Source organism: Micromonospora sp. NPDC023633 (genome assembly GCF_040640035.1).
In the GTDB taxonomy this organism is placed as follows: domain Bacteria; phylum Actinomycetota; class Actinomycetes; order Mycobacteriales; family Micromonosporaceae; genus Micromonospora.
On sequence record NZ_JBFABB010000037.1, the window covers coordinates 1 to 19024 of the forward strand.

The window sequence follows — 19024 nt, forward strand, 5'->3', positions numbered from 1 at the left end:
CTCCGGGACGGCCAGGCTCGGCGTAGCCGACCGCGAAGCGGCTTGGCCTGGTCGTCCCGGAGCCGGTCTGGTAGCCCTCTGGGCGGCCGGCGCGAGGGGATCCCACCCCTGGGTGACCACTCACCCACCTGGCGCCGACGGTCGCCCCCGGGCATCTCCGAGAGAGGCCCCCCGCCGGAGGCGTCTTTCTACCGCCGGTCTACCGGCGGGAATTAACCCGCACCGACGCGCGAACGCTGGCCCGGTGCGTTCACCGGTGGCGCGGCAACGGGGGTGCGGCGTATGCGCCGGCCGGCTACCTTGATGTGCTCAAACGATCATGCGGGGGAATCGTGAGCGAGCCGCACAGCCAGGCCACGCCAGAGCGTGACGTCGACGCGGCGTTGACCGGGTTGCAGGACCAGATTGACGCGATCGTGCGGGTGCTGGGCGATCACCAGCGGGTGTTCGAGGCGCTGCGTGCGGCGGGGCTGCTGCCAGATGGTGGTGGCGCGGGCCAGGACCGGTGATGGCTGCGCCTCGTGACACGACGGTCGAGCGGATCGTCGCCTCGGTCGACCGGGTCGATGACCTGGCGAGTCGGGCGGAGTCCCTGGCGGCGCAGGTAGACGGCCCCGCCCCGGCGCCGCCCGTGGACCAGGCTGTCCGGCAGCGGTTGCTCGCTGCTCAGGCCGTCGCCGCCGAGGTCTACCGCCAGCAGGTCGACGACGCGCCAGGGCCATCGCGGTGGCTGACGGCACAGGGCGTGCCGACTGACGGGCGCTGGACGGTGGGATACGCCCCGGACCGGCCGGCAGCGGTCGTCAACGAACTGCGGCGGCGCGGGTTCTTTGACGCCGAGATCGTGGCCAGTGGCCTGGCCGCGACCAGCCGCGGTGGCCAGTTGGTCGACCGGTTCCCCGGGTGATGGTCGGGGTGCGCGACCACCGTGCTGCCGGGGCACCGGTCGTCGGGTGGGTCGGCTACGCCCCGCCCGGCGCGGCGACCGACGCGGCGCCGGTGCTGCACAGCCCCACCACGGCGGTCTACCGGCCGGCGGACTGCCTCATCGGCCTGGCAGAGCAGCCCGAACGGACCGGCCGGGCCGTCGTGGCCCGCAGCGCGTTGGAGGCCATCGCCCTTGCCGAACGCGCCGACGAGCTGGGTGAGGACGCGCCGCTGGTGGTGGCGCCCGCCGGGCCCACGCTGACCGGATCGCAGGTCGCCGCGCTCACCGCGCACGCCGACACGGCGGCCGGCGTCACCGTCGTCCTCGAAAACGAGCACGACCGGCAGGCCGAACGGGCCTACCAACTGCTCGCCCCTGCCGTGGCCCGCCACCCGAGCAGGCCAGGGCCGCTCGGGTACGCCTACCCCGGCGCCAGCGCCGTCGTGGAGTCCCACCCCCTGGTGGAGGCTGCGGTCACCAGCCGGGTCGCCCGGGCCGCCCGAGGGTTCGTCACTCCGAAGGGGCGGGCGGTGGCCGCCGACTCCATCCGCGCCATGCTCGACGGGCAGGCCGCCGACCTCGTCGACCGGTGGGCCTCGTACGCCGCTGAACGGCTGGGTGTGCCGGTCATGCCCACGCCACCGGCGCCTGCGACCACGACCCCGGACACCGCCGTCGACGCGCCGGCACCGGTGATGCTCAGCGGCGCCGCCGCCACGACTGGTCCTCCGGTGGAGAGCGTCGACGAACTCCTGCCTGTGCCAGCGGCGGACCCCGCACCAGATCCCCCCGTTGCCCAGCACGAGGCGGCCGTCGACGCCGAGCAGCCCGTCCAGCAGGCACCTGAGCAGCTACATCTTGACTTTCCGGCCGTGGGCGTCGAGGCCCCCAGCCGGGAGGCTGTGCACGACACGGAACCGACTCCCACTCGGATCGACGCTGAGAGCGATCCGGACCCGCAGGACGAGCCCGACGCCGGCAGCTCACCGCCGGATGACGACGCCCTGGTCCTGCCCGACCCGTCACCGGATGAGCCGGAAGAGGTCCCGGAGCCGCTGGCCGGTGCGATCCCGGTGGAGGGCGTCGACGGCTACCACTACACGCGTGGAGACGACGTCGTCACGACGGTCTACGGGCCCGACAACACGGTGGTGGCGATCGGGAAGTCGACCGGCGGCGGCATCACGGCCGGCGAGGTTGATGGCGTTCGCATCACTGGTGCTGCCATCTACGGCACCCGTAGCTTCGCCGAACTCGCGGCCCGCCAGCACCAAGCCGCCAACCTGCCACAGGATCAGCGTGACCGGGTGTCGATCGAGATCGTGTGTGACCCGACCGCGAAGTCGGGTCACGTCATCGTGGTGCATGGCACCGTCAGGGACGATCCTCTCGATGACCGCGCCACCAAGGACGCCGCCCGGTTCCTGTGGTCTGGCAAGAGAAAGGCGCGTGTCAGCGGCAGGAAGTGGACCGCACGCACCATGGACGACAGCCTCGCCCGACTGCTGAGCGAGTTCGCCCGGCAAGGCAGAGCTGTCTTGGTCCGCCCCCCTGGCGCAGGCCAGCCCGAGAGCGAAGCGTCCAGTCCTGGCCCAGCCACCATCGAGCGGCAGCCGCAGGACCGTCCGGCGCTCGACCCGCACTCGTTGAGTGACGAAGACCTGGCTGCGGCCATCCGTGAAGCGGAGGCTCGGGTCGGGTACGGCATCCGGCGCGACGACGCGGCGGCGGCCCGGGCCGATGCCTTGCAGAAGGTGCGGCAGGACCGGGTCCTCCGGCGCGTAGAGAACGCACCAGAGGCCGCCGGCATGACTGACGACGAGCTAGCCGCGGAGCAGCGGTGGCACATCGAGTCGTTCGTCCGTAACGCGTTCACGGCTGGAGACGGCGCGCGGACCGTACGTGCCCGACGCGACGCCGTTCAGGGTGAGCAGCAGCGCCGAGAGGCGACCGTGCTGTTGGCGGGTCCGACTGCCCAGAGCCTGGACGACGAAGCCCTCAGCACGGTGTACGGACAGACACGCGGCCTGTGGGTCCGCATGCAGTCCAGCCACGAGCTACACGACGTGCTCGAACAGCGCGTTGAGGATCTGCGTACGGAACTGGCACTGCGCCGGATCCGGCACTACGAGCAGCGGCCGGACGTCGCTGGCATGACCCTTGAGGACCTGGCTGCGGAGAGCGCGGAACTCTCCGGCTTCCGGGAGCCGGAGGCTCTGTTCCAGCGCAGCGACGTCAACCAGGCCCGCAAGGCACGGCTGGCGGTCGTCGACACGGAGATGGACCGCCGGGAAGCAGAGCGGTATCCCGATGAACTCGCCCGCGTCCAGCTTCAGGGCAGCCGCAGCGGACGGGCGGTGAGGATCGACGGCATGCCGCACGCGTACGGCCAGGTCGATCCGGTGCCTGGGAACGAATCCCGCTTCCAGGCCAAGGTCAACTACACCACTCGGCTTGGCGAGTTTCCGTCTCGGGCCGCGGCCGTCGCTGCTTTGGTCCGCCACTACGACACGGACCCCGCCACCTACCCTCAGCGGACCTGGGGTGTCCCGCGTGATGTCGCGCTGCCGGTCGCCGTCCGGGGTGAACTGCTGCAATGGCTGGAGCCCCGCGCAGACAGCAACCCGCAATGGCGGCGCCTCATGGAGATCATGTGGCTGGTGCCGACCCGGCAGGCGGACCGGAACCCGCTGACCGGTGAGACAATGCAGACGTACCACTACTCGGTCGAACAGGGTCTGCTCAGCGAGCTGGCACGGGTCGGGGAACGGGTGACCGCGGACCTGCGGACGCGGTCGGCCAACACCGAGCTTCCCCGCAAGGACCGGGAGGCCGCCAAACGTCGTATCCCTGCGATGGGCGCCGCCCTGCACAACGTCATCGGGCTACGTGACCGGCTGTCCGCCGATGGGATCGCCACGGATCTGCGGGCGGTGGATCAGAGCCAGGTGGCGGCCCAACTCGCGGCGCTGGCCGGGAGCGTCGACAACGGCATCGAGGAAGGCGGAGATGACAGTCAGCCAGTACAGCGAGATGGCACGGGAGCACTGGAGCAGGTTTCGGCCCCGGGAGCTGGCGGGGTTGCAGGACCCGGAGGCGTTCTTCGCCCGGATGGGCAGCCAGATCCAGCAGGCGGTGATCGACGCGCAGGAGGCGTTGGAGGAAGCGCTGGAGCCGGAGACGGACTACCAGGCGCGGGTGGGTCAGCTGAACCAGATCCGGGCTACCGCGCAGCAGCAGGTGATGGCGCAGTTGCTGCCGCCGCCGGAGGACGACCAGGACCCGTCGATGCCGCCGAGCGCGGTCCGCAGCGAGCTGGACGAGATCAGCCGGGACCTGAACAGGATGTAGGGCCGTTCCGGCCGGATCCGGATGACGTCCCTCGTGGTCCGCTGGCCCGCGCTGTGGCGAACCTGGAGGCCATCAAGGTCCTGAACCGGTTGGAGCGGACACGCACGAGTGCCACCCGCGACGACAAGCGGGCCTTGGCCCGTTGGTCGGGGTGGGGATCGGTGCCCGTGGTGTTCCTCGAACAGCCGGACGAGAAGAACCCTGTCTATGGTCAGGGCGGACAGCGCGAGGGCCGGTACGCCCAGGACCTGAAACGGTGGGAGGACTACTCACCCGTCCGCAACGAGCTGCGGGAACTGCTGGACCCGTTCGCGTGGGCCGCCGCTAGCCGCGCGGTCCTGTCGGCCCACTACACCCCGCAGGCCCTCGCCCAGGCCATGTGGGATGGCCTGCGCGCCTTCGGCTTCGACGGCGGTGAGGTCCTGGAGGCCGGCTGCGGGTCGGGCACCTTCTTCGGCACGGCCCCGGCCGGCACGGTGCGGTTGACCGGCGTCGAGCTGGACCCGGTCACGGCCCGGATCGCCCAGTTCATCTACCCCGACGCGAACGTGCTCGTCGAGTCCTTCGCCGACACCGACGCCCCGGCCGGGGCCTTCGACGTGGCGATCGGGAACGTGCCGTTCGCGCAGGTGCCCTTCACCGAACGCCGGTACGGCGCGACGGGCCACAGCCTGCACAACGGGTTCCTCATCAAGGAACTGGCCCTGGTCCGGCCGGGTGGCCTGGTCATGGCCGTCACCTCCCGCTGGACGCTCGACGCCGAGGACACCGCCGCGCGCCGCCAGATGGCCCGCTACGGCGACCTGGTCGCCGCCTACCGGCTGCCTGCCGGAGTCTTCACCGACACGGGCACCAGCGTCGTCGTCGACGTCCTGGTCCTGCGACGCCGCGCCGAGGGGCAGGATCCTGCCGACCTGGCGTGGCTCGACGCGCCCAGCCGTGAGCTCAACGGCAGCACCCACACCATCAACGCCTACTTCATCGCCCACCCGGAGCACGTCCTGGGCGAGCTGACCGCCGCGTCCGGCCCGTACGGGCCTGCGGTGACCGTCAAGGGCAACCCCGCGCGAGCCGTCGACGACCTGCGGACCGCGTTGCGGCAGGCAGCCGAGCAGGCCACGGCCGACGGGCGCGGCTACCAGCCCCACCCTGACGGCCCCGACCGCCAGCCGCTGAACCTGCAGACGGCCCGGGACAAGCACGCCAACGACTACACCGGTCGCCTCTACCTCGACGAAGACGGCCGGATCTGGCAACACATCAACGGCAACGACCCCGTCGAAGCGGTCCCCAGCCGAGGTACGCGAGCGCGCCAGAGCCGAGAGCCGGGAGGTCCGCGAGGACGAACGCACCCTGACAGCGTGGGGCTGGTTCCGGGAGGACCCCGACGCCGCCACGGTGCTCGCGTTGGAGTCCTGGGACCGCAAACACGACGTGCCGGTCCTGTCCGAAGTCCTCACCCGGCGGCCGGGCGCCCGTAGCGGCCGGCTGGAACACACCGACGACCCGAAGACGGCCCTGACCGCCATCATGGGCGCCACCGGCCAGGTCGACCTGGCCCGGATCGCCGAACTGCTCGGCACCACCCCCGACGAAGCTCGCCGTCGTCTGGGCACCGAGGTCTTCGACAATCCCGTCACCGGCCGCCTGGAGCACGCCGGCATCTACCTGTCCGGCGCGGTCCGCCTCAAGCTGGATGAGGCCCGCACCGCCGCCGCCAGCGATCCCGCCTACGCGGTGAACGTGGCCGCGCTGGAAACGGTGCAGCCCCGCGAGAAGCGCATCGGCCAGTTCACCCCCCAGCTCGGCGCGCACTGGATTCCCGCCCCGCTCGTGCAGGGCTTCCTACGTCAGTACCTGGGCGATCCCACGCTGCGGGTCGACCACAACGAGCGGTACGGCTGGTCGCTGTACGCGGGCAAGGTGCCCGACGCCATCAACGCGCTCAAGGGCACCGAACGCCGCTCGGCCGTGCACATCGCCCGCGCGATCCTCGGCCGCGGTTCCCTGGTCGTGGAGAACGCCGTGGCCGTGGGCGACAAGGTCGTCCACGAGGTGGACGAAGACGCCAGCCGCGCGGCCCGGCAGAAAGCCGACGCGATGCGCTCGGCGTTCGAGGAGTACCTCACCGCCGACAGCGCCCGGGTCAAGGCCCTCACCGACGCCTACAACCGCGTGATGAACGGGCACGTCGTACGCAACTACGACGGCCTGGCCCCCACCCTCGCCGGCTTCACCGACCAACGCACGCCGCACGCCCATCAGCTGGCCGGTGCTGCCCGGATGCAGTTCGAGCGGGGCGTGATCCTCGCCCACGAGGTCGGTCTCGGCAAGACCACCACCATGATCATGGGCACCCAGGCGCTCAAGGCGTCCGGGCAGATCCACAAGCCCTTCGCGGTGGTGCAGCGCCACCTCGCCAGGCAGTGGCTCGACGAAGCCCAGTTCCTGTACCCCAACGCCGACATCCGCCTGATCACCAGCGACCTGCTCTCGGGAGACGAGCGGCGTCGCACGCTGGAATGGCTGCGCTCCAACACCCCAGACCTCACGATCTTCACCGAGGGCGCGTTCACGTCGGTGAAGATGAGCCCCGAGTTCCAGGAGTGGTACGAGTTCCAGGAGGTCGACAACCTGCGCGAGCAGATCCTGCGCGAACGCGGCGTCCCCGAGAACGGTCTCGCCGTGATGAAGCTCGAACAGCGGCTGGCCACCCTGGAAGCCCGGCTTCAGCGCAACGCCGCCCCGATGCGTACCCCCGGCGAGCTGTACTGGCAGGACCTCGGCTTCGACTACGCCGCCATCGACGAACTCCACCGGTTCAAGGGGGTGGGGTTCCGGTCGAAGGAAGCCGGCGGCGACACCGCGAAGATCCGCGCGGTTGACCTGCACCAGAAGCTCACCTGGATGCACCAACGCGCGGACCAGGAAGGCGGCCGCCCGACCGTCACCGGCGGCACCGGCACCCCCCTCACCAACTCGATCGCCGAGCAGTACACGATGCTCGCGCTCATCTCGCCCTGGGTGCTGCGGGCGTACGGGGTCGCCGGTCCGGACCTGTGGGCAGACACCTTCGGCCAGAAGGTTCAACGCGTCGAGATGGCACCGGACGGGTCCGGGCTGAAGGTCGTCGAGCGGTTCTCACGCTTCATCAGCAAGAGCGCGATGAAGACCATGTGGGGGCTGACCACCGACACCAAGACCGCCGACGACGTCGGCATCAAACGCCCCACCGTGTCAGCCGGCGGCCCCCAGCTCCGCCTCATCGACCCCAACGCCGACCAGCAGGCCCGGCTGAAGAAGCTCGTCGCCCGGGGCGCGGCCATCCACGCCGGCGCGGTGTCCCGCGACGAGGACAACATGCTGGCCGTGGCCAACGCGGGCCGCGCCATCGCCTGCGACGCGCGCCTCCTGGACCCGGCCGCCCCGCCCGGCGGGAAACTCGCCGCGGTCGCCGACTGGTTCTCCGACCTGTACCACGCCAACAAGGACCGCGTCTACGCGGTCTCCACCAGCGACCCCACCCCCCACCCGATCCCCGGCGCACTACTGATCGGCTTCCTGAACCAGGGCACCCCCGGCGGCAGCAACAAGGGCAACTTCAACGCGTACGGCGAGCTGCGTGACCTGTGCGTGGCGCGTGATGTCCCCGCCGACAAGATCGCCTTCGTTCAGGACCACAACCACAACCCCGAGCAGTTGGCCGAACTGTTCCGCAAGTGCCGGGAAGGTGAAGTCGCCATCATCCTGGCCAGCACCGACACCATGGGCACCGGCGCCAACATCCAGAACCGGGCGCTGGCCCTGGCGCACATCGACCTCGACTGGACACCGGCGGGCATCGAGCAGCGCAACGGCCGGATCGTCCGCTACGGCAACCAGAACACCGAAGTGGAGATCGGCATCTTCGCCCTGCGGGGCAGCATGGACTCCTGGCAAGCCGGACTGCTCGCCTCCAAGGCTGAGGGGCTGCGCGACATCCAACGCCCCGAAGTCGGCGACGACACCGGCGACAGCGTCCAGGAGATCGGCGACACCGACTGGGACTACGCCACCATGCAGGCCGAGATCGGCGGCAACCCGTACATGGGGCAACTCATGAAGGCACGCCTGCACCTCGCCGGCCTGGAAGCCGACCGCCGCAACCAGGCCGCCGACCGGCTCCGGCAAACCGAGCTGCTCGCCCAGAAACGAGCCGAAGCCACCGCCACCCGCACCGCGATCGAGCGGCGCGAGAAGGTCATGCCGCTGATCACGCCCGTACGTGGTGACGACTTCACCATCAAGCTCGGAGACACCACGTACGTCAGCGCAAGGACGCCAGCCCCGTCCTGCGCCGCGCGGTCACCGCCACCCTCATGCAGCACCAGACACCCGGCACCGGCGCCTGGCGAACGCTCGGCCGCTTCGGCGGACTACCGATCGCTGCCCGACCGGAAATGACCGACGGGCAGCTCCAGGTCCAGGTCGGCTTCCCCGACCTACGCCACAGCGAAGCCACCTACACCGTCGATGACCTCACCGGCGACAAGATCGGCGGCACGATGCTGCTGCGACTCGCCACCGCGCTGGAGAAAGCCCCAGACCACCAATCGCTCGACCGGCAGCGGCTACCCGAACTGGAAACCGAGATCACCCTGCTCACGCAACAGCAGGAAGCCGCGGACTTCACCGACCGCATCGACCACGCCCGCCAACGCGCCAATCTCCTCGACGACGTGGTCGCCACCATCGCCGAACGCGACACCATCCCCGAGCTCAACGACGGTGACCTCGACCCCGAGAAGTACCCCACCGCCGAAGTACGGCAGCAGATGATCGCCCGGCGCGTCACCGAACGCCAACCTCTGCAAGCCAAGGTCGACCAGGCGATACAGAACCTGAACGACTTCGACCGTGACCATCCCGCGCCAGACAGCGCGCCACCGGACTCCAGCACGGTGGACCCGAGCAGCGACGTCACCGAAGCCACCCCACAGCCACCTGTCCCGGCCGGTCGCGCCGCTGAGGACACACGACCAGACTGGATGACTCCCGCCCGCCACGCGCAGCTCGTCAAAGTCATCACCGACTACGCGCCCCGGTACACCGCCGCCAACACCAACGGAGTCCTCAACTCGCCCGCCCGCTACGTGGCAGAGGTCCATGCCCCCGGAGGCGCGACCCGCGAAGAGTGGAACTGGATCGCCGACTACATCCGCCAGCACCCACAGGTCCGCGAGGGTAAGCCCCTCACCGACGACGAACTCGCCGCCCGCGACCGCGCCGCCTCCACCGCACTGTCCCAACACGCGATGCAGGCCCTCCAAGCCGGCGACCCCACCACCACGTTCGCCATCATCGACCAAGCCGAACCGCTCTACGGCCACCTCGAACCCTGGGACCAATACCGCACCGCCATCCAGGAGCACATCGCGCGCCAACAGCCCACTGCCCCCGCCGACCCGCAACCCACGCCTGCACCCCGATCGGCTGCCGCCGACAACGCGGCCATCGCCGCCCAGGCGTTCCGCCCCGTCAGCCCGAGCCCGGCGTCACCGCCATCAGCAGCAGCCACCGCTGCACCAGCTACCGTTCGCGGCGCCCACCCCACCCGACCGGAACACGACAACGCCCGCTAGCGCACTCCAGCCCAGAGCAGGTGCTGCCGCGCCGCTTCCGGTCCTCGCGCCGTGACCGGCGCTGCGGTCCGGGTCGGCTTGCCACCGGCCTGCGCCCCGGCCATGTCCGTACCGGTCGATCACACGGCTGCGGCCCTTCACCGAGAGGTGAGGGGCCACGTCGTGGTCACCGCGCCACGGGCCTACCGGCTGGGCGAGTCAAGGCCGGCCTCCGCAGCTTTCACCGCAGGTGCCTGCCCGGCTGCGTCGCTGCCGGTCTTCGTCCCCGCCACAGGCCCAGTCGTAGTTTTCAGCCCGGAATCAACGACAACGCTGATCAACCGGTTGGCGGCACGAGCGACGCCGCCGCCCTGCGGTACCGGCTCTGACCAGCGTTGTCGTTGATTTTCGCTGATTACTACTGAGAGGCCAGGGCGCGGCGGGGGTCAGGCAAGACCTGACCCCTTCGCTACCGCAGCTACAGCTACAGGGATGTGACCTCGACTGCTCGGGCGGGGTAACCGTCCTGGCCTGGAATCTCGTAGTGGCATCGCACCCGCTGACCCGGTGTCAGGCTCCGATATTCGGTCGGTCCAGCGGCGATCGTGCTGTAGTGGGCCCAGGCGGTCAGGTCGACGTGATCTAGAGCGATAGTTCCCCATCCCTCTTCGCGGTGCCAGGTTTTGACCACGCCGGTGTCCTGCAGGCCCTGGTCGCTCATGCGCTCCACGGTACCGATTCGGCGAGGGCCGGGCACGGGGCTTGCCGTGCCCGGCCTACCGGGTTGCAGACCGTTGGGTCAAACCCAGGTGATGCGCCAGTTCCATTGGGCGGTGAGTGTGCCATTGCCGCCGCCGTTGACGTTGTGCCGGAAGGCGAATGTGATGATGGTGCTGTAGATGCAGGTGTTGTTCAGGCTGCCTCGGCTTCCATGGAACACGTAGATCGACCAGCAGCAGCGGGTCCGGGTGGGGCCAGCGGTCCGTCTCGCACGCCACCCGCCGCCAGCGGATCCTCGACGTGTCCGACCTGCACGCCCTGCCCCGCGGCCGAATGGTCGTCTACGCCTCCGGCGCCCCGCCCGCGCTCGCCCGCACCGCCCCCTGGCAGAACGGCCCCTACGCGGCGGCGATCCGCGCCTCGATCGCCCGCTGGGACCCCCACGGCCGCACCGACTGGACCCTCACCCCCGACGCCCCACCGGAGCCGACTTCATGACCCTGCCCCAGCCCGGACCGGCCAGCGACCCGATCGCCGACCTCGGCGCCCTCCTCGGCCAGCTCGCCGGCGACCAGGGCGAAGCTGCCGCAGCGTCACCGCCCGCCGCCCCTCCCGGGACCGAGCCGGTCTACCGCAACGTCGAGGAGTTCGTGGCGACCTACCTTGCCCATGTCGTCGAGCGGCGCCTCGCCGCCGGGCCGACCTCCGGCTTGAACTGGTGTCCGCGCTGGTGGGCGCACCCGGAGGCGATCTCCCGCCTGTACGCGCTGTGGCGCGCATGGGAAACGCTGCGTGTCAGCGACTCCCAGACCGGCATGAGCATCTGGTGGCGTGACCACCTAGACCCGCACCTCGCCGCCCTAGCTGCCGAGTACGGGCCATTCAACAGGTGCACCCCCGACAAACACACTGAGCCGCGACCACTACCCGTCGAACCGGTGCCGCCGGAGGTACTCGCCCAGCTTCCAGACGCCAACAGCCTCTGATTCCCCGGCATCAGCCAGGCGGCCGGCGCGCCTGCTGGCGTCGGTTCCTCTGCGTTGACTACGGTGGCGCACGGACATACCTTCCTACCCGCGTCGCCGAAGGCCTTGCTCGGTTCCAGGACGGAACTCGTCGGGAGGATGCGGCACCCGATCACCCCCTACAGCTGGTAGCAGAGTTGAGGATCGGTACAAATCATGAGCATACGAGCTCAACGTTTGATCCAAAGCTGTCCACCCGCAGCCTTCGGGGATTGGCGGAGTCGGCCGTGCACGCCCGCACGGCAGCCGCCGATGTCTTCACCCTCATCGACGAGCTGGTCGCCTCTCGGGTATCGACGGACACCGACTTCGACCGTCGTGCCTTCGACAGTGCGGTGCAGGCCCGTGCCGTCCGAATAGGGATCAGCTAGATCATCCCCGTTTACATTTGGCCGGCCGCTTGTTGCCGGCACCCTCTACTCGATGCGCAGCGCCTACCAGCCGCAGCATCGGGCACCCGCTCCACCCCTTTTGACCACTATTCATGGATTGGCGGTGATATATTCCCTCGGGTCGGTATTGGCATTATCGGACGGCCGCCCGGACGATGGCAGACAATGGGATGGCAGCGCTCCTGGACTAGCCCTCATCGGGCCGTGATCAGCCTCGCGTCCGATTCCCCCACTTGATTGGAGTATCGCGATGATGAGCGGATGGAAGCGAGTTGCAGGACCAGCGGCCGGTCTCCTGTTCGTAGTCATGGCGACCCCGTCTTGGGCTGGAACCGCGTATGAGGGCTCAGACTACGGATACGTTGACGACAACAACACCAACCTGACCGCGTGCGACGCAGAGTCCGACAGCACGCCGGTATATTCTGCCGCGACTTCGGCGTCAAGTGCGTCGCATCGGGTCGATGATACAGATGGCAACAACGGTGTTTGCTACTGGACGGATGTCGCAGCGGGTGTCGTGGTCCACCGAACCTGCGAGGACATCAACAACTGGCCGGACAAGTGCAGCGACAATAGCTGGCATTAGGCTCAGGAGCGTTACGATTGGACGAGGGGGTGCTTGGGATCGCTGAGCAATCTGACTGGGCAAAGCGGGCCGAGCCGGACCCGGCACAGGCGCCACCGCTACGTGTTCAGGACCTCTTCCTCGACGTCCCGGGCCGCCGACTTCTTGCTGGCGTCGATTTCGACGTCGAATGTGGCGAATTCGTAGCGGTGATCGGACCCTCAGGATCCGGTAAAACGTCGCTCTTGAACTGCATCTCCGGAATCTCGGTACCAACCCAAGGATCCGTCCTCATTGACGGCACAGAGATAGGCGCCTTGGGCACTGAGCAGAGAGCGGCCCTTCGCCTCTCAAGGATTGGCATCGCGTTCCAGTTCGGCGAGCTATTGCCTGAGCTATCGGTGCTCGAGAACGTCGCTCTTCCGCTGAGGCTCCAAAAGGTCAATGCTGTCGAGGCGGAACAACTCGCACGTCAAAGGCTTGACCAGCTTGGGCTCGCAGAGCTCGCGGCGGCGCACCCCGACACCTTGTCCGGGGGCCAGACGCAGCGCGTCGGACTTGCCCGGGCGCTTGTACATAATCCGATCCTCCTCCTAGCCGATGAGCCAACAGGAATGGTGGACGAGGCGAATACCGTCGCCATTACGAAGTTGCTGAGCAATGCAGCCCGGGAGCAGGGTGTCGCCGTACTAGTTGCAACCCACGACCCCATCGTGGCCCGGGTAGCCGATCGCACATTACTACTATCGAAGAGGCGGCTTACATCAGTCGATCCCTCGCAGGGGTGATGTACATGTACCTGCTGCGGATTGCCGCCGGACTAGCACTTGATCGCAACCGTGAAAACCGCTGGCGCCAGATCTCCGTCTTCTTCTCGGCATTCGCGTTTATGTTGGCCCTCCTGGCAGGGACGAGCATCCTGGTGCTGGTGCTCAAGGAGGATGCGCGCGACGCGTCCCGGTGGGCGCATCTATCGTCGGTAAACGCTCCCACCGATCTCCTAATGGCTCCTAGGCCTGACTCCTGGAACGACCATCGCATTATGGTTTGGTGGATGGAGCCCGCCAACCCTGGAGTGGCCCCGGTTCTTCCGCCGGGGATTGAAGCGATGCCGCCTTCCGGGTGGTTCGTCGTGTCTCCGGAACTAGAACAGTTGATTACAGCCAATCCTGAGTTGTCTCGGCGTTACGCTCGTCGAACCATGCTCGGATCGTCTGGCGTCCGAAGTGGCGGTGAACTGTTGGCCTACGCTCGTATGCCATCATCTCGGTCAATTGATCCTGACCAGTCGGCATGCCGAGTAAAAGACGCCAGGCTGGTTGGTCATGGTCCTGTCCTACGGGTTATGAAATTCGGGGCTCGGCCAGCCTTTGGGTTTCAGGTTGGCGAGCCACCAGATCGACCGACACGGTACGTAGTCCTTGGACTGCTGGCCGTCGTTATCGCTCCGGCCATTGTTATATTCGTGGTCGGAGTTGGGGCGCGAAGCGCCACAAGAGCCTATCGGTTCGATGTGCTGCACCGGATTGGAGCACCCAGGCGAACTCTCGTCCTGATCGCGCTCCTGGAGACGATGGTGCTCTCTGCCCCAGGCGTTGCGTTGGCCGCAACGTTGTGGACGGTCATTAGCCCCAGAGTTGGCGTCATTCCGGGCATCGATTACCAAGTGGTTCCGGGTGATCTCAGCTTGGGGTGGTTGCTCGCGATGATAGTCCCGGGGGCTATCCTTGTAGGCGCTCCTTTGTCGCTCGGGGTCTCCGCGTTGCCTAGGGCGACGAATCAGAGGCCTCGCCCGGGGGCGGGCCGCAATTTCCCCGGATGGGTCCGGCTCGTGCCAATCTGCGTTAGTGTTGCAGCCTTCAGTGCGGGACGGTTCATCACGAGTTATTACACAGCGGACCTCTATCTCCTAGGAATAGTGTTCGCTGTCGTGGGGGTTCCATTCCTCCTGCCAAACGCCGTGAAGGCTATCGGTGCATTGCTCGGGCGAAGTGCTTCGATGATTCGCTTAATTGCCGGACGGGCGATGACGTGGAATCCAGCCAGGATAGCGCGACCGTTTGCCGCAGGATCGACGTTAGTCGTACTGTGGCTGCTTGGCGTCGGTTACATCGCAGTTAACCGAGGTGCCGAAGATCCTCCCGTCCGGGATGACGAACCTGTTGTTGTGGTCGAATGGCTTGGCGCCTCTTCGGAAGACGTTAGTCGCCTGGCGGGAGGATTGCCGAATAGTTTCATAGCTCCGTTTGTTGAAGGCGAGCCGCACACGGGGCCCCATTCCGAAGCTCACGGGCACGGAGGTCTCATTACGATAGCGGCCACTTGCCCACAGATTGCGCCGTTCTTCACGAGCTCCGAATGCGACCCTCAGTCAGAACTCTTGTTGCCATCGTCGTTGTCAACGAGTGTCGCGCACCGTTTGGCGACGGCTGCGCATGGGCCCGTAACTGACGTTCGCCTATCACCGCCAGGCAGTCTCGGCAACACCGGAAAGGTCCTCGTCTTCAGTCACGACGGGCTGCGCTCTTTCGAGCCGCGTGTTCGCACTGCCGCAATGTCACTTTTGCCCGCACCTCGAGTTCATAGCCTGCTCGCAACGACCAGTCACGAATCACCGCTTGTCCCGTGGGTCATCTTTGGATTGGTTACGGCCGGCATTGGCCTCGCCATGGCCTGCGTGTTTTCCCTCATTGACGGTCAGATGATGAGGGCCAGGCACCACCGGCAGCTTCTAAATCTTGGCATGACCCCTCGACAAGCGATGGGCTTGGAAGCATGGTTGTTTCTGGGGCCATACGGAGCGACGGCTGGCATAGCCTTCGCTGCCGGGGCAGGAATGTGCATACTGCTGGTGACGCCGACGGCACCGCTACCGTGGACCGATCTGAGGGACGTTTTGGTCGTCCTTACAGTTGTCGGGGTTCTGGGCGTTGTGGCATCGGCCTTTGCGGCAGGGCGCGAGGCTCTTCGAGTACGTGAGTAAGTGACACCTCTGAATTCCGGTTTCTGCGGCTCTTGAAGGGATGTATAGGCTGGAATAATGCCCGTCGAGGTAGCGCTGGGCGTGGAATCGTTGTTTCTCCTGCTCGAGGTGCCCCGGCCTCGGCGTAGGGGCAGTCCCCAGCGGGCTCCGGTGATTGTCCATCCGGTTCTTGATCAGGTGCCGGCAGGCTCCCCTCGATTGGCTCGCGATCGCCGCCCTGACCGCCGTTGGCCTCGCCGTAGTTTCCAGCGAAAAAACAACTCCAGCGCTGGCCAAGGCTGCCCTGCTCGGACGTATGGAGCCGGGCGCGCCGTTCTGACGTCCTGGGCGTTCAGCCACCGGCGGTGACGTGCTCGCACACCCGGCGGGGCCGGTAGCCGCCCGGGACGTCGGCGCCGATGGTGTCCCAGAACGCCGGCGAGCCGTCGATGTGCCCGCCGAGCGTGTGCCAGGCGTAGCCGGGGTTTTCCCTGCGCAGCGCCGCGAGACCGGCGGCGGCCAGGCCGCGGCGGCGGTAGGCCGGCAGGGTGTGCGGCTGTTCGACCCAGCCGATTCGGCACCGATGACATATCTGGTAGTCGACCTCGAACACGAACTCGTCCCGTACGGAAGCGTCATCGGGGTCGTGGGCGCGTAGGTTCGCCGCGCGCATCCGCCAGCCGATCCGCTCGTTCGAGACGGTGTCCTGCCACGGCGTGGCCAGCCGGGGCACGACCGGCCAGCCGGACCGGCGCGGCCACCGGCCTCCGGTCAACCGCAGGAGCTTCCGCCGCGATCGTCGCACCCGACGACCGGCAGCTCGCGCCATGGCTCACGCCCGGACACCCGGACGAGCATCGCTGTGCTGGCCACCAGGTCCCGGATCTCGGCATCACGCGAGCCGGTGTCGGTCATCGGCGGCTCAGTCCTCGCCGGCGTCGGCCTGCGCCTGCCCGGCCTGCTCGACCAGCGCGTTGGTCAGGTCCCGCAGCCCTGCCACGACGTTCCAGTCCGGCCGGACCGCCGGGTCCAGGCCGCGGGCCTTGGCGGGAACGAGCGATCGCCACGCCCAAGACCTGGAAATCCTGGTCAAGCTGCGTGCCCAAGCCGCATTCGTGCAGGTCCCGTCCTCGTCCTGCACCACGTCGAGACCAACCGCTGCGCAGAATGAAAAGGCCTCAGTGTTCGGGGCGTTTTTCCCAGGCGAGTGGCAGGTCGTCGGGGGTGAGGGTGGGTGCGGCCCATCTAGTGAGGTGTTGGAGGCCTTCCTCTGATCGAGAGCCGCGTGGTGCGGTGTAGATGTGGAGGGCTTGGCCGGGGGAGTCGGGGATGTCGAGTGCTTCGTAGTCGAGGTCGAGGCGGCCGACGACCGGGTGGTTGAAGCGTTTGCGTCCGTGTGTGCACTCGAAGACGTGATGCGCGGCCCAGACGCGTCGGAACTCGTCGCTCTTGACCGAAAGTTCGCCGACGATGGCGGAGATTTCGGGATCGGTGGGGTCCTCGGCTGCGTGGACGCGCAGCATCGCGGCGGTGTCGGGTGCGACGGTGTCCCAGTCGACGTAGCGCTCCCGGGCCTCGGGGTCGAGGAAGGTCCACAGGGCGAGGTTGCGTTCGCGGACAGGGCGTTGGTCGGCGTCGAACATGAGTGCTCGGGCGAGGTCGTTCATGGCCAGGATCGCGGTTCCGCGGCCGAGGATGAAGGCGGGGGCGTTGTCGAGGACTTCGAGGAGGCGCCGGGCGCCGGGGCGCGCACGTTGGGGTCGGCGAGGTCCCGGGCCGGCCGCGGTGGTTCGTGACGAGTCGGCCTGCGTGTTGACGAGTGTGAAGAGGTAGTCGCGTTCGGTGGCGCTCAGCTGCAGAGCGTCGGCCAGGGCACGGATGACGGCTGAGCCGACCTGTCGTGTGCGGCCCTGTTCGAGCCGCGCGTAGTAGTCGACGCTCATGCCGGCGAGCTGTGCGACCTCTTCCCGGCGCAATCCGGTCACGCGTCGTGCCGCTGTACCGCGTCCTGGTGTGAGGCCCACGTCGGATGGCCGCAGCCGTCCCCGCGCCGCGCGGAGGAAGTCTCGCAGCTCTGCGTTGATCCCTGCCATGACGCCAGTATCTCCCTGCTGACCAGCGGCGACTTCTGCGAAGGTGGTACTGCCGGACCCAGGCTGAACGGTGCGTCCTTCGGCGGGCACAAGGCCGGTCTGCCGGTGTTGCCTTGGGCGAGAACGATCAGCGACTTGCAAGGACAGGGACTGAGCATGAGGGTTTTTCAGATCGGTGCCGCGGGTGGTGTCGGGCGACGGCTCTTGGCGCTTCTCGCCCGGCGCGGCGACGAGGCCACCGGCATGCACCGCCGCCCCGACCAGGCCGAGCGTATCGCTGCGGCGGGTGCCACTCCGGTGGCCGGTGATCTCATCGCCGACAGCGTCGAAGGGCTGGCGGCCAAGATGCAGGGCCATGACGCTGTCGTCTTCTCCGCCGGCGCGCACGGGACCGGAACCGAGCAGACCACGCTCACCGACGGCGTCGGTCTGGAGAAGGCTGCGGATGCGGCCGCGCTTGCCGGGGTGCGCCGGTTCGTCCTGGTTTCGGCGTTTCCCGAGTCCGAGCGGGCCACCGGCCTAGGCGAGGGGTTCGAGCACTACATGCGGGTAAAGAAGACCGCCGACGTCTATCTGACCCGCACCGATCTCGAGTGGATCATCGTCCGGCCCGGTTTGCTGCGTGACGGGACCGGCAATGGTCTGGTCACCGCCGGTCTTGCCGTTGAGTACGGGGACGTCGACCGCGACAACGTCGCGGCCTTCATTGACGCCGCGCTCCGAGAGCCGGCCCTGAACCGCGTCATCGTCGAGCTCACGAACGGCATCACGCCTGTCGCGCAGGCCGCAGCACAGGTCGCTGCCTCTACAGGTCCCCGCTGACCGTACCGACCAGCCGGAAATCCTCCGAAAGCCGCGGTGCGCAACGTACCGGCATGATCAACCAGAAAGGCGCGACACATGAGCCAGATCGACACCTACAGCCATGACGTCTCCGGAGAGAAGGAGTTCGGGTTCGCCCAGAGCATCAAGGTCGGCGACACGATCTACGTCTCCGGTCAACTCTCCCACGACGCCGAGGGCACCTTCCTGTACCCCGATGATCTCGGCGCCCAGCTGCAGCAGGTCTGGTCCAACCTTGACGCGGTCCTGCGGTACCACGGCGTGACCCGTAACCAGGTGGCGCTCGACACGGTGTTCGTCGTCGACCTGCACGAGAACGCCGCCGCGATCGCCGCGTCTCACCTGGCCTACTTCGGTGACCACCGGCCTACGTCCACGACCGTCGGTGCCGCCGCGTTGTTCTTCCCCGGCCAGCTCGTCGAGATCAACGTCATCGTCGACACCCGGCTGCCGGCGTGACGCCACACCTGATCGCCGGTCCGTTCGGTCACCGAGTGGCGTGACCGGGCGGATCGGCGCTCCCGACGGACCCGAGCACTTCG

At 68.0% G+C, this 19024-nt stretch carries 15 protein-coding genes; 10 read left to right on the plus strand and 5 right to left on the minus strand.

From position 1 onward, the window contains the following. Positions 1–332: 332 nt before the first annotated feature. From AB0G13_RS13965 to AB0G13_RS13985, 5 genes are all read left to right on the plus strand, one after another. Positions 333–509, plus strand: a complete 177-nt coding sequence (locus AB0G13_RS13965; RefSeq protein WP_165942569.1) for a hypothetical protein — start codon at positions 333–335, stop codon at positions 507–509. Beyond that, positions 509–907 carry a hypothetical protein gene (locus AB0G13_RS13970; RefSeq protein WP_357873517.1) on the plus strand — a complete coding sequence of 133 codons (399 nt, stop codon included), beginning with the start codon at positions 509–511 and terminating at the stop codon, positions 905–907. The genes AB0G13_RS13965 and AB0G13_RS13970 overlap by 1 nt, the downstream gene beginning before the upstream one ends. A 551-nt stretch (positions 908–1458) precedes the next feature. Further along, a complete protein-coding gene (locus tag AB0G13_RS13975; RefSeq protein ID WP_357873520.1) occupies positions 1459–5760 on the plus strand; it encodes a hypothetical protein in 4302 nt (1433 codons plus the stop codon). Then, the gene (locus AB0G13_RS13980) at positions 5687–8722 is read left to right on the plus strand and encodes a helicase-related protein (protein WP_357873523.1); all 3036 of its coding nucleotides are present in this window, start codon (positions 5687–5689) and stop codon (positions 8720–8722) included. The genes AB0G13_RS13975 and AB0G13_RS13980 overlap by 74 nt, the downstream gene beginning before the upstream one ends. Then, positions 8638–9900: a hypothetical protein gene (locus AB0G13_RS13985; RefSeq protein WP_357873526.1), complete on the plus strand. Its 1263-nt coding sequence runs from the start codon at positions 8638–8640 to the stop codon at positions 9898–9900. The genes AB0G13_RS13980 and AB0G13_RS13985 overlap by 85 nt, the downstream gene beginning before the upstream one ends. 463 nt (positions 9901–10363) lie before the next feature. On the opposite strand, the gene AB0G13_RS13990 is transcribed toward AB0G13_RS13985, so the two are convergent. Then, positions 10364–10600 (minus strand): cold shock domain-containing protein, encoded by a 237-nt coding sequence (locus AB0G13_RS13990; protein ID WP_357873529.1) that lies wholly within the window; start codon positions 10598–10600, stop codon positions 10364–10366. A gap of 299 nt (positions 10601–10899) precedes the next feature. Between AB0G13_RS13990 and AB0G13_RS13995 the strand changes: the two genes are divergently transcribed. From AB0G13_RS13995 to AB0G13_RS14005, 3 genes are all read left to right on the plus strand, one after another. Then, on the plus strand, positions 10900–11097 hold the full coding sequence (locus AB0G13_RS13995) for a hypothetical protein (RefSeq protein WP_357873532.1): 198 nt from the start codon (positions 10900–10902) through the stop codon (positions 11095–11097). Continuing rightward, positions 11094–11585, plus strand: a complete 492-nt coding sequence (locus tag AB0G13_RS14000; RefSeq protein WP_357873534.1) for a DUF4913 domain-containing protein — start codon at positions 11094–11096, stop codon at positions 11583–11585. The genes AB0G13_RS13995 and AB0G13_RS14000 overlap by 4 nt, the downstream gene beginning before the upstream one ends. A 1037-nt stretch (positions 11586–12622) precedes the next feature. Continuing rightward, a complete protein-coding gene (locus AB0G13_RS14005) occupies positions 12623–13372 on the plus strand; it encodes an ABC transporter ATP-binding protein (RefSeq protein WP_357873537.1) in 750 nt (249 codons plus the stop codon). A gap of 2526 nt (positions 13373–15898) precedes the next feature. Here AB0G13_RS14005 and AB0G13_RS14010 read toward each other — a convergent pair. The 4 genes from AB0G13_RS14010 to AB0G13_RS14025 form a co-directional block, all read right to left on the minus strand. Beyond that, on the minus strand, positions 15899–16321 hold the full coding sequence (locus tag AB0G13_RS14010; protein ID WP_357873540.1) for a hypothetical protein: 423 nt from the start codon (positions 16319–16321) through the stop codon (positions 15899–15901). Continuing rightward, positions 16318–16461: a hypothetical protein gene (locus AB0G13_RS14015; RefSeq protein ID WP_357873543.1), complete on the minus strand. Its 144-nt coding sequence runs from the start codon at positions 16459–16461 to the stop codon at positions 16318–16320. Before AB0G13_RS14015 ends, AB0G13_RS14010 begins: the two co-directional genes overlap by 4 nt. A 7-nt stretch (positions 16462–16468) precedes the next feature. Further along, positions 16469–16639 (minus strand): hypothetical protein, encoded by a 171-nt coding sequence (locus AB0G13_RS14020; RefSeq protein WP_357873546.1) that lies wholly within the window; start codon positions 16637–16639, stop codon positions 16469–16471. A gap of 85 nt (positions 16640–16724) precedes the next feature. Further along, on the minus strand, positions 16725–17639 hold the full coding sequence (locus AB0G13_RS14025) for a helix-turn-helix transcriptional regulator (RefSeq protein WP_357873549.1): 915 nt from the start codon (positions 17637–17639) through the stop codon (positions 16725–16727). Positions 17640–17795: 156 nt separating this feature from the next. Between AB0G13_RS14025 and AB0G13_RS14030 the strand changes: the two genes are divergently transcribed. Next, positions 17796–18461, plus strand: coding sequence for an NAD(P)H-binding protein (locus AB0G13_RS14030; RefSeq protein ID WP_357873552.1), 666 nt, complete (start codon positions 17796–17798; stop codon positions 18459–18461). 78 nt (positions 18462–18539) lie between these two features. After that, complete coding sequence (locus AB0G13_RS14035; RefSeq protein WP_357873555.1) at positions 18540–18941, plus strand: RidA family protein; 402 nt, start codon at positions 18540–18542, stop codon at positions 18939–18941. Positions 18942–19024: the final 83 nt, after the last annotated feature.